The 14,926-nt window shown below is 69.0% G+C and carries 11 protein-coding genes; 7 read left to right on the top strand and 4 right to left on the bottom strand.

Going from position 1 to position 14,926, the window contains the following annotated elements; all coding sequences use genetic code 11:
- Positions 1-50: 50 nt before the first annotated feature.
- Both OG594_RS22695 and OG594_RS22690 read right to left on the bottom strand, forming a co-directional pair.
- On the bottom strand, positions 51-956 hold the full coding sequence (locus tag OG594_RS22695) for an NADP-dependent oxidoreductase (RefSeq protein WP_266601841.1): 906 nt from the start codon (positions 954-956) through the stop codon (positions 51-53).
- Between the two features lie 41 nt (positions 957-997).
- Entirely contained in the window at positions 998-2,068 is a 1,071-nt protein-coding gene (locus tag OG594_RS22690) for an alkene reductase (protein ID WP_266601839.1), read from the bottom strand.
- A 248-nt stretch (positions 2,069-2,316) separates the two neighbouring features.
- Here OG594_RS22690 and OG594_RS22685 point away from each other — a divergent pair, with 248 nt between their 5' ends.
- From OG594_RS22685 to OG594_RS22665, 5 genes are all read left to right on the top strand, one after another.
- Positions 2,317-2,850 (top strand): MarR family winged helix-turn-helix transcriptional regulator, encoded by a 534-nt coding sequence (locus OG594_RS22685; RefSeq protein ID WP_266601837.1) that lies wholly within the window; start codon positions 2,317-2,319, stop codon positions 2,848-2,850.
- Between the two features lie 65 nt (positions 2,851-2,915).
- Positions 2,916-4,181: an IS701 family transposase gene (locus OG594_RS22680; RefSeq protein ID WP_266601835.1), complete on the top strand. Its 1,266-nt coding sequence runs from the start codon at positions 2,916-2,918 to the stop codon at positions 4,179-4,181.
- Positions 4,182-5,425: 1,244 nt separating this feature from the next.
- Positions 5,426-6,175, top strand: coding sequence for a hypothetical protein (locus OG594_RS22675; RefSeq protein WP_266601833.1), 750 nt, complete (start codon positions 5,426-5,428; stop codon positions 6,173-6,175).
- A gap of 736 nt (positions 6,176-6,911) precedes the next feature.
- Positions 6,912-7,478: a CAP domain-containing protein gene (locus OG594_RS22670; protein WP_266601831.1), complete on the top strand. Its 567-nt coding sequence runs from the start codon at positions 6,912-6,914 to the stop codon at positions 7,476-7,478.
- Positions 7,479-8,168: 690 nt separating this feature from the next.
- Positions 8,169-8,441 carry a DUF2199 domain-containing protein gene (locus tag OG594_RS22665; protein ID WP_266603126.1) on the top strand — a complete coding sequence of 91 codons (273 nt, stop codon included), beginning with the start codon at positions 8,169-8,171 and terminating at the stop codon, positions 8,439-8,441.
- 212 nt (positions 8,442-8,653) lie between these two features.
- On the opposite strand, the gene OG594_RS22660 is transcribed toward OG594_RS22665, so the two are convergent.
- A complete protein-coding gene (locus tag OG594_RS22660; protein WP_266601829.1) occupies positions 8,654-9,289 on the bottom strand; it encodes a hypothetical protein in 636 nt (211 codons plus the stop codon).
- 1,856 nt (positions 9,290-11,145) lie between these two features.
- Between OG594_RS22660 and OG594_RS22655 the strand changes: the two genes are divergently transcribed.
- Positions 11,146-11,619 (top strand): hypothetical protein, encoded by a 474-nt coding sequence (locus OG594_RS22655; RefSeq protein ID WP_266601827.1) that lies wholly within the window; start codon positions 11,146-11,148, stop codon positions 11,617-11,619.
- Entirely contained in the window at positions 11,616-13,982 is a 2,367-nt protein-coding gene (gene fxsT, locus OG594_RS22650) for an FxSxx-COOH system tetratricopeptide repeat protein (RefSeq protein WP_266601825.1), read from the top strand. The genes OG594_RS22655 and fxsT overlap by 4 nt, the downstream gene beginning before the upstream one ends.
- Positions 13,983-14,505: 523 nt before the next feature.
- Here fxsT and OG594_RS22645 read toward each other — a convergent pair.
- On the bottom strand, positions 14,506-14,709 hold the full coding sequence (locus tag OG594_RS22645) for a cold-shock protein (RefSeq protein WP_030832902.1): 204 nt from the start codon (positions 14,707-14,709) through the stop codon (positions 14,506-14,508).
- Positions 14,710-14,926: the final 217 nt, after the last annotated feature.

Genomic DNA, 14,926 nt, shown 5'->3' with positions numbered 1-14,926 from the left:
CCCGGGGCCACCTCGCCCGCGCGAGCAGCACGAGGCGGGCGCATGGGGGGTCAGGGCAGCAGGACGGCCTTGCCCCGATTGCGGTGGGCTTCCAGGTCGGCGTGCGCAGTGGCGGCCTCCTCGAGCGGGTAGGTCCGCCAGATGGGCAGGGTGAGCGTGCCGTCGGCGGCCAGCTCGACCAGCTGCGGAAGGGCGTCCTCGGCCTGGTCGGTGCTGCCGGCGCTGAAGCGGACGCCGTGCTGCGCGGCGGCCATGTCGGCAATGGTGATGACGCGTGCGCTGTCGCCGGTCAGGGCGACGGAGTCGGCGAGGACACCGGCGCCGGAGGCGTCGAGGACGAAGTCGACTCCCTGGGGCGCCGCGGTCCTCACCCGCTCCACCCAGCCGTCGCCGTAGCGGACGGCGGTGGCTCCGAGGGCAGTGACCCGCTCGATGTCGTGCTCACCAACCGTCGTGATGACGGTGATGCCGCGGGTGACGGCCAGCTGCGCCGCGATGACGCCGACGCTGCCGCCGGCACCGTGGACGAGCAGGGTCTGCCCCTTGCGCACGCCCAGCTGGGCGAGGACACGGAACGCGGTCCGGCCGACGGTCACCAGCGATGCCGCGACCTCCCAGGACAGCGCTGCGGGCTTGACGACCGGCCGCTCCAGCAGCGCGTACTCGCTGTAGCTGCCGCCCGCGGTGGCGCCGAGGACCTCGTCGCCCACGGCCGCGTCTACTCCCTCGCCGACCGCGTCCACGACGCCGGCCGCGTCCAGTCCGGGGACTACGGGGAAGTGCGCCGGGATGGCCCCGGCCATCAGGCCGGAGCGGATCTTCATGTCGAGTGGGTTCACGGAGGCAGCCCGCACTCGGATCCGGACCTGGCCCGGACCCGGCTCCGGCGCGGTGACCTGCGACAGCCGCAGCACCTCGGGCGTGCCGTACTCGGAGAAGGTGATCGCTTTGGACATCAGGAACTCCCAGGTAAGGGCCCCGCTGACGGAGCCGCCGCTCAAGCGGTGAGGGTGGGGTAGTCGGTGTAGCCGCGGTGGTCGCCGCCGTAGAAGGTGGCCTGGTCCGGGGCGTTGAACGGACCCCGGTCAGCGAGACGCCGGGGCAGGTCGGGGTTGGCGAGGAACAGCGCCCCGTACGACACCATGTCCGCGCTCCCGTCCTCGATCAGCTCGAGCGCGTCGAGGCCGGTGACGTCGGGGTGGGTGAACGGGTTGAGGACGAACGTGCCGGGCCATTCCTTGCGCAGCTGCGAGGTCAGTCCAGAGTCGGGGCCCTCCATCAGGTGCAGATAGGCGAGATCCAGACCCGCGAGCCGGTCCAGCAGGGCCCCGTAGACCTCGCCCGGATTGTCCTCAACGATGTCGTTGTAGCGGTTTCCGGGCGAGATCCGCAGACCGACCCGCCGGCCGCCGATCGCCTCGGCCACGGTCGTGACGACCTCTACGGCGAAGCGGATCCGACCTTCGACCGAGCCGCCCCAGCCGTCAGTGCGGTGGTTGGTGTTGTCCGCGAGGAACTGGTGGATCAGATAGCCGTTGGCGCCGTGGATCTCCACACCGTCGAATCCAGCCTCGACGGCGTGCTGCGCCGCGGTCGCGAAGTCGGCGATGGTCTGCCGGATCTCCGCCTCGCTCAGCTCCTTCGGCGTGACGAAGTCCTGCGGCCCCTGGTGGGTGTAGACCCGCCCCTGGGCGGCAACCGCCGAGGGCCCCACCGGCGTCAGCCCGTCGGGCAGCAGGCTGGGGTGACCGATCCGCCCGGTGTGCATCAGCTGCGCGAAGATCACCCCTCCCTCGCGGTGCACGGCGCTGGTCACCGTCCGCCACGCCCGTACCTGGCCCGGCGTGTGCAGGCCTGGGGTGTCGGGGTAGCCCTGGCCGACGGGCGAGGGCTGGACGCCCTCGGTGACGATCAGCCCGGCGCCGGCCCGCTGCGCGTAGTAGGTCGCCATCAGCTCGGTCGGTTCCGCGCCCGGGCCGTGGGCGCGGCTACGCGTCATCGGCGCCATCACGACTCGGTTCGCGAGGCGTGTGCCGCCCAGGACGATCGGATCGAAAGCAGTGGTCATGGTCGCTCCCTTGGCATGAGTGGTGCTTGGCACTCTGCGGGCCGGGCGCACCGTGGCCCGCGCCAGCCATTTACTGTCCGAACAAGTAAATTACCTGTCTGAACAGTAAACCCGCGTCCCGCGACCTGGCAAGCGAGGTGAGCAGCACCCTCCACCTGTCCCTATGCATCGCTCGACGGGCAGAACCACTCCTGATGAACCTCGATGAAGGTAGAGTTCTCCTGTCCAAACAGGAGAGCGGGGATGAGATGGCCGAGTCCACATCCGAGGCCGGGCAGGGTTCAGGAGCGACGGAAGGAAAAGCCACCGTGCCGGTCCCCGGTGCGGCCGCCGGCGGACCGATCAGTCATGCGATCTTCCGGCTGGCCCGGCTGCACCGCATGTTCGCGGGACAGCTACTGCGCCGCATCGGCCTGCACCCGGGCCAGGAGCTGGTCATGATGCACCTCTGGGAACTCGGCCCCCAGCGCCAGATCGACCTGGTACGCCTGATGGACTCCGACGCCGCCACGATGACCCGCACGGTCCGCCGCCTGGAACAGGCCGGCTTCGTCCGCCGCCGCCCCTCGCCCACCGACAAGCGCGCCTCACTCATCGAACCGACGGCGGCCAGCCACGCCCTGCGCCGGGAGGTGGAGCGGGTCTGGAGCCAGCTCGAGGAGATCTCGGCCACGGGCCTCTCGGACGACGAGCGTGCCGACGCCCTCGCCACCCTGGAACGCCTGGAACAGAACCTCGTACGCGCCGACGTCCAGCCCCCGGAGCCGAACACGGACCACTAGTAGGGCTTGGTCAGGTTGGGGCTGGCGTTGCGTGTCCTAAGGGCTCGGTGTGTCGTTCTAGACGTGTGACGCCGGAGGAAATTGCATCTGTACGTGGCGAGTTGGAGGACTTTGCGGCGGAGGTTTTCGAGCCGTTCGCGCGGAAGGATCAGCGTCGGTGGGGGCGGGTTTACCTGCGGGGCCTGCTCACGGACGGGCAGCGCAAGTCGGTCGAGCCGATGGCCGCCAGGCTGGGCGAGGACGGGAACCGTCAGGCCCTGGCCCACTTCATCACCACCAGCCCGTGGGATCCGGCGCATGTGCGGGCCCGGCTGGCCTGGAAGATGGAAAAGGCGATCCGGCCCACCGTGCTGGTCTTCGATGACACCGGCTTCCTCAAAGACGGCAATGCCTCGGCGTGTGTGTCGCGGCAGTACACCGGCACCGCGGGCAAGGTCACCAACTGCCAGGTGGGAGTCTCGCTGCACCTGGCCTCGGATCACGCCTCGGCGGCGGTCGACTGGCGGCTGTTCCAGCCCGAGACCTGGGACCCCGCCTCGCCGAAGGCAGACCCCGACAAGGTCGCCCGACGCACCGCCTGCCAGATCCCCGACGACATCGGGCACGTGGAGAAATGGCAGCTCGCACTCGACATGCTCGACGAGACCCGTTCCTGGGGCATCGAGGTGCCGGTGGCCATTGCGGACGCCGGTTACGGAGACGCGGCCGCCTTCCGGCACGGCCTGCAGGCCCGGAGCCTGAACTACGTCGTGGGAATCTCCACCACCCTCTCGGCCCAGCCCGGCCACGCGGTGCCCGTGGCTGACCCGTACTCCGGGATCGGGCGCCGGCCGGTGGCGAAGTACCCGGACAAGTCGCAGTCGGTGAAACAGCTGGTCATCGCGGCCGGCCGGAAAACAGCGAAGCCGGTGCAATGGCGTGAGGGCTCCCGGCCCGGCACCGGCCGCAGCGGCTTCAAGCGGATCTACTCGCGGTTCGTGACCCTGCGGATCCGGCCCGCCGGCCGCGAGGTCCGCCAGGCGGCCGACGGCCCGGAGCTGCCCGAGTGCTGGCTCCTGGCCGAATGGCCCGCCGACCAGGCCGAACCCGTCCAGTTCTGGCTGTCCGACCTGCCCGCCGACACCCCGCTGACCACCCTGGTCCGCCTGGCCAAGCTCCGCTGGCGCATCGAGCACGACTACCGCGAGATGAAACAGGCCCTGGGCCTGGCCCACTTCGAGGGCCGCACCTTCAACGGCTGGCACCACCACGTCACCCTCGTCTCCGTCGCGCACGCCTTCTGCACCTTGCAACGACTGGCCAGAGCCCCAAAAGACACGGCGCCGGCCTGAGCCTCTACCGCATCGTTCGCGAGCTACAGACCCTCCTCGCGACATGGACCGGCGTCTGCCCCACCTGCCACCGCGGCATACCCACACCAACACCAACCTGACCAAGCACTACTAGAAGCCGCGAGGTACAGCGCCGCTCAAGGTCCGGGGCGCCGGTGTCTGCACGCGCTTCGGCGGGCACGCGGCCTGGACAGACGAAGCGGCGCAACGAGTGGACCGGCGGCTCGGAGCCGGGGAACGGCTTCGGGCGTCCGTCCATGCCGAGGGGGTGCGTCCTGCGTCGTCACGTCCGGGCACAGGCGCGCAAGTGGATCGGGTGGCGGTAGATGCCGCCGCGGCCGACGGGCGCGGTCGACGGCACGGCCGACGGCACGGTCATCGCTGACCTCGGCGACCAGGGCGGGGTGGACGCTCCGCGGACGCGGTCGCCCTTGAGCTCCGCAAGGTCACCCCGGCGGAGTACGAACCCGCCGGGCACGCTTCGCCGGCCGGGGGCGCTGGTGAACCAACGGTGACGTTTCTGCACGAGTGGCGGCTCGCGCGTCTCTCCCCCCGTTACCTTTTCGCGGCTCAGCAATGGGGCCTCCGGCCTTCGGGGCCGGCATGACTTCCCCCTTGTTGCGGTTGATGATCCGGGGGGGCACCGGGCCCGGAGGCATCGACGGACCGCTGATGAGGGGCTTGAGCACCCGCTTCACCCAGGCCGGAAGGGCTCTCCGTAGCGTGGATGTGGCAGCTCGGTGCCGTGGCAGGCCGGACGACAGCGTGGGCGGCCCGCCCTATCCGCGATACCCACGACGTCCGTGATCGACCGAAACAGCAGCTCCTCCAGCCGGAGCACGATCTCTTCCAACGACCCGAGGTGTCAGCAGGCGCAGCCTCCAACCGCTACTCGCGGCGCAGGCTCCACGGAAGTGAGTCAGTACCGAGACTCGCTAACAAGCGCTGCCGAAGGAAGTGATCGAAGCCAGATGGACCGAGCTCGGTCGCATCGTGGACCGGCGCGCCGAGGTGGGTCTGGAACGGCTTCGTGTCGGCAGGCGGGACCGGAACGACCGGGCGCAGCTCGCCGCCTGCGCCGAGTTGGACGTTTACTGGGCGCAGCAGGACCACCAGCCGGGCAGAGAAGGGGCTCGTGGAAGCGCTCCTCGGCTCCATCGACCCGGTCCAGTTCCGAAACAACACCGTTGCCCCACCGACCCCGCTGGTCTGAGCATCCGCCAGCAATTGAAGGAGTATCTGTCATGGCCTACGAGGCCCTCACCGTATGTCTGCCTCCAACGGACGTGCAGCAAGTCCGTGCAGCGGTCACGCGTGCCATGGCGCCGTTCGACAGGATGTCGGAAGACGTGCCGTGGGAGCAGGCGGAATGGGACGTCTGGTCCCTCGGTACCGGCCGGGCTTCCTTCGCGGTGCGGCCGGGGGCGGAGTCCGACCCCCAGCTGATCCGCATCGTGGAGCCCCCGAGCCCTTCGGCGCGGGTGCCCCTGCCTCCGTCGCGGTGCGACGGGGGTCCGCGCCGGCTCCTGGACCTCGACACCAAGCGGGACGCGGTCGCCGGTCAGGCACACGCGGAGTGGAGGGTATGGAACGACTTCGCGCGAGCCTTCCCGCCGGGCCGCCCCTTGCACGAACTCCGCTGGGAGTACCACTCGGTCCACGGGCCGGGGCCGGACGATCGGTTCCGTGGAACGTACGAGCAGCAGGACGTCATTCGGGCCATTTCCGCGAATCCCGAAGTGGCTGCTGTCGTTGTCGGCAAGGGCGACCCGCTCCGCTGGTTCGCCGAGCCGGAGGACCTCTACGTCCGGCGACTGAGCTCGGAGGTGAACCCGTCGGACGCACTCCTCACGTTGGACGGCCGTTGGCTCGACATAGCCTCGGAGGTGTTCGACGAGGATACCGACGGAAGCGCATATTTCGCGTATGCCGATGACTACCTGCGCCGCGTTCCCGATGACTGCTACCTGGTGAGGGTGCGGTTCCACAACTAGCCCCGCCCCTTCGTGACGGCCCGTCGGTTCTCCGGCAGGCCGTTTCGGCTTGTACGTCCGCGGGGTGCCTGAGGGGGGGTGATGGTCGGATGGGGTTGAGTTCATCCGTGGTGTGGTTCAGGCGTTCCGGGAGGGAACGACAGGATCACGGCCGTCTCCGATGCGGACCTGGTGGAGGAGGGGTCAGCCGTACCCGTACCCGTACCTGTACCCGTACGTGACCCGACTGGCTCGAACGCTGCCGACGCCGGCACGACGGCATTACGTAGAACGCGCTGTCAGACGGCCTTGGGCGCGCGGGCGAGGCCGAAGGAATGCCCCCTCAGTGGAGGACCGTGGCCGAGGTGCTCCCGAGACCCTCTCCCGCTCCGAACCCGCAGGCCGCGCGGCCATGCCCGGCACCGCAGCCAGGCGGACCTCGCCAGTTCCCCGGCGACGTCCTGGATCGCTGCACGCCTCGAGACGAGCCTTCAGCGAATTCAGCAGGGACGACAGTTTCCGCCGCGGCCGCTCGGGCATATCGGCGAGCGCGCCCGTACGTCCACCCGGGGCCTGGATGGCGGGTCGGCGCATCGGCTGGCAGCCTGGAAGAGAAGCCGTAGCGGTAGGCCGAGCCACGTGCCGCCACTTGCGCGACGTGGCGCCTCCGCTGCTGGAAACCACTGTTCGTGTTCGCAGGAGGTGGACCTCCTTGAACAGGCACGCTTCTTTCGTCAGAACCGCACGGGGTCTCGCTGTGGCCGGAGTCCTGTCGGCCGCACTGGTACCGGTATCGGCCGCACCGGCGACAGCCGTCGCGTGCGACGCGGCGGCCGCTGCCCGAGCCCCGAACAGCAGCAACGACAGCGCCGTACGCAACGCACTGGTGTGCCTCATCAACAACCAGCGCACGCAGAGGGGCCTGCCCGCCCTCACCACGAACCAGGCGCTGACGACTGCGGCGCAGCAGCACTCCGCCGCCGCCGTGCAGCTGAAGTGGTGGGGACCGGGTAAGGATTCGCACCGCAACCCGCAGACCGGTTCGACACCGCAGAGCCGGATCAAAGCCGCGGGCTACTGCCCGAACCCCAGGTCATGGGCCGTCGCCGAGATCACGTACACCGGCTGGGGCGGCTCGGGGACCCCGAATGCCGCGGTCAACTGGTGGATGAACGTGAGCACGTGGGGCCACCGCCAGATCATCCTCGACCCGTCGATGCGAGAGATCGGGGCCTGGGCCCAGCCGGGGTCGGCTGACCCGGCCGGGGCCGGCGCGAGCCAGGCAGGAACGTACGTCGTGACCTTCGGGCGCTGCCAGCAGTGAACCGGTGGGGTCTAGAGCCACGGTTCGTACTGCCCCCTGACCCGGCAGGGACGGCTTGGGGCCACTCGCCGCCGGGAGTACGGCAGTTGCGGCTGCCCGCTCTGCCGGAACGACGCGCAACAGCAGCCGCCGCAGGGAGGCAGGAACGATGGTCCGGCCGGCATGGCATCAAGCTGATGCGCAGCTCGGACCGTGGAAGCGCACTCCCTTGTGCCGCCAATGCGGTCGGGGGTGCGCAGTGACGGTCGGCGGATTCTCTTCGAGCTGCGCGAGGCGGGCAGCCCCACGCCACCCGTACGGGCATGTTGCACGACCCTGCCTTCTGCAACCCTCCGGGTCCGTCGACTACTTCTGCTGCGCGGCGCAAAGGGCCGTGCTCAACACCGCCGTACCGGCCCGCAGGCTCAGGGGGACGGCCCGGCACGCTCGTGCCCGGGCCGGTCGACCCGCTAGCCACCCACCGCCAGCACGCCGGCGCCGGTGCTGCGGGGATGCCGTCGGGCAGGTTCGAGATCCAATACCTGACGGGCTCGTCGTGCCCTTCGGGCCATTGCGCGATCAGCCAGGACAACGGGATCGTGCCGTCGGCAGCGGGTTTGGGCCGCCGGCCCGCGAGGCGGACGCGCAGGAGCACGAAGTGCGAGCTCCGTCGGCAGCCAGGACGTCTTCTCCTGGGGCGTCTGGGTCTCTCTGAGCAGGGACGCTTTCGCCCGCGCTCTTGAGGTGTGGAACACGGAGAGCCGCGAGGCCGAGAAGCCGTACTTCGGCTGGCTCAGCACCGAGCTCGCGCTCCATCCCGAGAGCAAAACCAACCTGAAGACCAACGCCCACACTCGACCAGTTGGCCAGTGGCCCGTCATCGAACTGGAGCCCACAGACCACCCGCTCGCCTTCGAACAGCGCGCCGGCATCACGCAGGACCACGTGCGTGAGATCGCCACGGCGGTGCTCCACCCGGCCTGACTGGCAGTGGAGGTCAGGTTCACTGAGACTGGTCGAACTTCGCTGAGACGGGACACCAGATCCAGGCGCACCGGTTCAATCGGGTCCGTCCTCGGAGGCTGTCCCCGCAGCGTGCCGTCGGCGAAACCTGCGGGCGACCGCAGTGACACTAGCGACGACCAAGGATGCGGCAACGCTTCCCAGGAACTCTGGCGCCGCTGCAATGAGGAGGCTCACGGCCGGCTCCCGGGGCCCCGCACCGCCTGGACTTGGCGGCGTTCGAGCTCGGCAGCGATGCGGCGGACCTTGCGCCTGACGCGTTCTCCGGCGGCAGTGGGTTCATCCGCGCCTGCGTGCTGAGCAGCCTCGGTCCAAGTGGACACCTGCGGATGGGCCCATGCCATGGCAATGGTGCGCTCAGCCGGTAGCAGCGCTCGGATGAGGGAGGCGAGCCGGGCGTTGTCCGGATCGATGTCGGCCAGGGTGGCATTCACTGGGGATGGTGTCCCGGCCGCCAGGTCGTAGAGGGTTAGGCCGTCGCCCAGCGGGGTGTCGAGCAGCAGGACTCGGCCATGACGGGTGCGGCGGCGCCATACAGGTGTCAGGTGGCGGTGCGCAGTCTGGGCGTCGGCACGGAGTCGGACTACGGAGGTTTCGTCGAGGCGCATGCCTTCGTGCAGCGGCTGGACCCAATCGCCCAGCAGAGCAGTTGATACGGCTTCCGTCCAGCGGGTGCTGCGCCACAGCCCCAGCACGTCGGTGGCAAAGGATTCCAGCAGGTCGTCGAGCCCGGTCAGTGCTGCCTGTCGTGCTTCCAGTGCACGTACGGCCGGGGAGCGTTGCGCGATTTGGTCGCTCAGTGAGATCAAGGCGGCCCGCTGCTGTGGGCTCTCACACGGAGCGTAGGTTTGGGGACCACTTGTACCTACGCTGCCGTCCCGGTACAGCGTCACCGTTGGTGAGGCCATGGCTCCATTCGGGCCGTGGATGAACATTTGCGCGAGGTCTTCGCCTTCGTCAGGGTTCAGGATGCGTACCGTGATCAGCTGCTTCGACTCGGAGAGCTGCTTAAGGGCTCGACCCGGTTGGCGGACAGGCAGTGCCGGCCGGTCGGAAGGTCGGCGCTGCCCGTCAGGTGTGGGCGTGGCTGGCCCGTCGTTTGCCGAAGTGGGCTGGGTGTTCGCTGGCTGACACGGAGAAAGAGCGGGCCGCAGGCGCGCTGGTTGTCCGACAGCAGCGGACGGGGCGGCTGGCCAAACAACCGAGCTGGCGGACCAAACGCCTTTGAGTGGGAACTGAAGTTCGGTAGGCCAGCCCTCGTCCAGCCGCCCACCGTCCCTCGGGTCCCTGTCAGGCTTTGACGTGCGTGACGCCCAGGTTGCGGCCACCAAGAGTGCGAGCGAGTCGATCGCCTTCGTGTGCGCACTTCCCAGCTGCAGACGGTCTGGCCGACTGCGCCAGACGCGCGTTGCGAGGCGGCCTGGCCAGCTGCTGTCCAGTGACGAGGCAAGAGCCTGCGGCAGGTACGCCGCAGCACGGCCCACGAGATTGAGTGCTCGTCGACGGGCATCCCTGGGTGTGGACACGAAGTAACTCCCTCTAGACGTGTGAAAAGGCTTCCTCTTCCAGGGCGTGGCAGGGCGTCCGATCGGCAAAGAAGTTCACTGGCGCAAGTGTGGCGTGCATCACATGACAGATCGAGTCACCTGCGGCGTGGCTGTCTGCCTCGAGGGCCCCTCACGGCCACGACATCGTCCTGAATACGTCTGACGCAGGCGACGTGTTCACCGGCCTGAGTGAGAGGAGCGAGAGGGCGCTCCGCCGCTGGATCACGGCCCCGAGCTGGTCGCAGCGGCCTACGCCCACCCCTACGCCCACGAGGGCTGGCTGCACTGCGAGACGGCAGTGATCCTCGGTTTCCGGCAGCCGGCCTACGCGCTACTCACCCACCCTGCGGCGAACCTCGACCTCTCCAATCCAACGACGTCGGCATGACACCTACGCACGAGGGGGTCCATGTCGAAGCGCGGACGTCAGATGGGTCCTGCCACACGCTGCTTCGCCTCAGTCCGTACACCCAGACCTGGCTCGCTTCCCGCGACGCCGACCGCCTCAGCACCGAACTGGAGGCCAAGGCGGCCACCTCCCTACCCCTCCCCAGGTTCACGGTCACGACGACGTGCACGCCCTTCGACGTCAGCGACCGTGAGTGCTACAGCGACCCGTACGAACTCCTGAGGCATCGCCACCCGGAGAAATGGTTCAGCTGCTCTCGATCAACCCGGTTGGTCGAGAGCAGGGCGCACGAGTCGAGGTCGCTCTGGGGCGGAGTTTGCCATGCCGTCATGTGATCAGTCGGCCAAGTGAATGTCACTGCGACGCGGCATCTTCCTCTGGTCCGCGAGACGTTCCCATGTCTCTCTGACGAGCTCCTGAGACGGGACAATCGCGTAGTGCTGCGGGGTTGGCTGCGGGGATGGCTGGGTCAGGGCGGGTGTAGAGCTGGAAGGGAAGGCGGACCAGGGTGCTGAAGAACGCGGCCAGCCCCACCTGAGGGCGAACACGGCTTCGGCATCATCCTGGTCTATGCGTCGAGCGACGAGTGGCCGGGAGGAAGCCGCAGGCCGCTGTCGCGGCCCGGGCTGCGGATGGTTTCGCGGAGCAGCGGTGATGGTAGGTCACATCGCGGGGACATCGAGTCGATGGAGATTCGGGGGTGGGTCTGTTGACACGTTCTTGGCGCTGGTTCACGGCAGCCGGGGTGACGGTGCTGGCGTTCGCCACGCCGTCGGTGGTGTGCGGGCTGTGGGTGCTGCCGTCGGTGATACAGGACCCTGGTACGCGCTGGGCGGTAGCCTCCGCACTCGGCGCAGCCGTGGCCGCCCTCGCCGTCCTGTGGGGCCAGAGCTTCGCGGCCTCCCCCACGACCACGGCCGACCCGCCGCCACCGGCGACGGTCATCGCGTCCGGCAACCGGGCGGTCGCGGTCGAAGGCGACATCAAGGGGAACATCACGACGGGCAACCGGGGTGGGCCGGCCATGCCTCCTGCAGGCGGGCAGCCGCCCTCCGCGCCGGGCAACCCGGAGCCCGTGCCGCCAGGGTCCGTGGTGGCCTCGGGCGACCGGGCCGCCGCCCTCCGCGGCAAAATCAAGGGCGATGTCACCACCGGGGACCAGCCAGGCGGGCCAACGCCGTGAAGTGGCCGCTGGGCACAAACCCCGACCCGGCGCCGGCCGTGCAGGCGACCGGGCCTGGGTCGGGCGACACCATCGCCTCGGGTGACGGGGCCATCGCGATCAACACCCAGGGAGCGCCGTTCCTCGGCGTCGCCAGTACCGGCGCCAACGCCACGATCGTTCAGGTACCGCAGGGGGAGCTACGCCCGCCTGCGGAGGTCGACGCCCCGCCGGGGCTGGTGGGCCTGCCTGCCAGGCACGCCGCGTTCACCGGACGCACCCGCGAACTGGGCCTGCTGGACGCGACACTCGACGAAACAGGTGCTGCGGTGGTGCAGGCCCTGCACGGCCTCGGCGGCGTCGGCAAGAGCACACTCGCCGCGCACTGGGCCCGCACCCGCGCCGGCACGGACAATCCCATCTGGTGGATCGCCGCCGACAGCCCCGCCAGCCTCGACGCGGGCCTTGCGGCACTGGCCGCCGCCCTGCAGCCTGCCCTCGCCCAACTCCCGGCCGGGCAGCTCACCGAACGCGCCGTGCAGTGGCTCGCCACTCACTCCAGTTGGCTGCTGATCCTCGACAACGTCGACAACATCGGCGATATCGCTCCTCTGCTCGCCCGTGCTACCACCGGCCGGGTTCTGATCACCAGCCGCCGCTCCTCGGGCTGGCACGACACCGCCACCCAGATCCCTCTCGATGTCCTCGCCCCGCAGGAGTCTCTCGAGCTGCTGACCCACACTCTCACCCAAGGCGGCAGCCGCGCCTTCGGCCTGGACGGCGCCGCCGAGCTCTGCGACGAACTCGGTCACCTGCCACTCGCCGTCGAACAAGCCGGCGCCTACATCGCCGAATCCGGGATCACCGTCCGCGCCTACCTGCGCCTGCTCGCCGACCATCCCGCCGACATGTACCTCGAAGCGGGCGAGGGCCACGACAGCGAGCGCACCATCGCCCGGATCTGGCGCATCACCCTCGACCGCATCGCCGACACCCCCCTCGCCGGACAGATCCTGCGCACCCTCGCCTGGTACGCGCCCGCCGGCATCCCCCGCACCCTCCTGGACCCCCTCGACGCCCCCGTCGCCGTTCAACGCGCAACAAGGCGCCTCGCCGCTTACAGCATGATCACCACCAGCGACCACGGCCTGGCCGTCCACCGCCTCGTTCAAGCCGTCGCCCGCACACCGGACCCTCACGACCCTCACCGTCAGGACGACGACATCACCGCCGCCCTCCACCGCGCCACCGCCCTCCTTCGCAGTTCCATCCCGGCCCTGGAACCGTCCACCTGGCCCGTCTGGCGCTCCCTGCTCCCTCACATCGATGCCCTCACCAGCCGTACACCGCCCGACGCCGACACTCCGGACGCCGCCGTGGTGCTCAACGGGGCCGGGCTCTTTCTCAGCGGTCAGGGCCAGGACGGACGCGCCACCGCCTACCTGGAGCGCGCCCTCGACGCACGGGTGAGGATTCTGGGCGCCGACGACCACAAGGCACTCGCTTCTCGGAACAACCTCGCCGGAGCCTACGAATCAGCAGGTGACCTGAGTCGCGCCATCCCCCTCTACGAGCAGACCCTCAACGATTCGGTGCGGGTGCTGGGTGAGGACCACCGCGACACTCTCATCTGCCGCAACAACCTCGCCTCTGCCTACTACAAGGGCGACCTGGACCGGGCGATCCCGCTGTTCGAACGGACGCTGAACGATATGGCGCGGGTGCTGGGCGACGACCACATGGACACGCTCGCCTGCCGCAACAACCTCGCCGGCGCCTACGCATCGGCGGGGCGCATGGGTCTGGCTATCCCCCTGTACGAGCAGAACCTGAACAGCGCGGTGCGGACACTGGGCGAAGACGATCCTTCGACCGTCGCCTACCGTTACAACCTCGCCTCCACCCAGCACGCGGTGGGGAACCTAAATCCCGCCATGCAGCTGTTCGAGCGGACCCTGGACGACATGGAGCGACTTTGGGGCGAGGACAACCCCAACACGCTCATCTGCCGCGACATGCTCGCCTTCACCCATTACGCGGCGGACAACCTGGGGCTGGCCATCCGGCTGTTCCAGAGGAATCTAAGGGAACGCGAGCGGATGTGCGGCGATGACCACCTGGACACGCTTGCCTCCCGCAACAACCTCGCCAACGCTTACGAATCAGCGGGGGCCTTGGACCTCGCCGACTCCCTGTACGAGCGGACCCTGCGCGATGCGATGCGGACAGTGGGTGAAGAGCATCCGTTGAGAAAACAGTGGCAGCCAACCTGCACAGTCTTCGCCCGCACGGGCCCAGCGAGGAATAGCGGACGATCCTCAGGGACCCTGGCACGACCGTGTCGCATCCAGTGCCCCGTGCCTCGAAGCGTCCATTCCGAGTGACAGGTTCACGAGCTCATCGCTCAGCCTGATCCTCCGCACGCCACAACCATTGATGCGCCATGCGCAGCATGATCGGCCGGACAGCCCGTAGCTGAGCCCCGAGCAGCAGCGCCGGCTCGGCCGCCTTGGCGTCAAAAAGGCCCCACGCACCCGCAAGACAGCAACGAAGACGACCGCGGCGGGGCGGGGCAGGGCAGGGCAGGGCAGGGCAGGGCATACAAGCGGTACGGCCGTAGAGAAGGGCTCTAGCCTTCACGCAGTACACCGCGCGGGAAGGCGGAACGCCAGGGTGGGCCGTCGTCGAGCGGCTCCCCGGCGGCACCGAACACCTCATCGGTATCTGGATCAGCAACCGGAAAGCCCGCCGCGACGAGCTTGACGCGCCCACTTCTCCGTCCTCGCCGAACTCGGCGTCGACTGGCGCGGCCGTGACCGCCGACACACCCTGAACTCCGCAACTGGCCGTAGGACGCAAAGGCCGGGCCAGGGTCGGGTTCCGCAGCCGCTGTCAGGCAACAGAGGATCAGATGGGGCGGACCTGCTGCGCCTGGGGACCCTTGGGGCCCTGGCCAGTGGTGAACTCCACCCGCTGGTTCTCCTCAAGCGACCGGAACCCGGACGCATCGATCTCGGAGAAATGCACGAACACGTCCGGAGTACCGTCATCCGGCGAAATGAACCCGAACCCCTTCTCCGCGTTGAACCACTTCACAGTCCCCTGAGCCATGACACGCCTTTCCGATCCACCCCAGCCCGCGAACACCGCGGCCGGCAGCAACCCGTTACTCCCCCACCCCACACAGACAAAACACCACCAAAGAGTGAAAGAGGCGCGACCGAGCAAGACAACTCCTCTGCCTCCCGGCCCCGCCGCCCCACAACCAGGGTCCCCTCGACAGCCCAGACCACGGCATGGGGGACGGCGGTGTAGTCACGGAGGTGAG

The organism is Streptomyces sp. NBC_01214 (assembly GCF_026340975.1).
Lineage (GTDB): Bacteria > Actinomycetota > Actinomycetes > Streptomycetales > Streptomycetaceae > Streptomyces.
The sequence above is the reverse complement of the archived record's forward strand: the minus strand, read 5'-3'. Positions and strand labels throughout refer to the sequence as shown.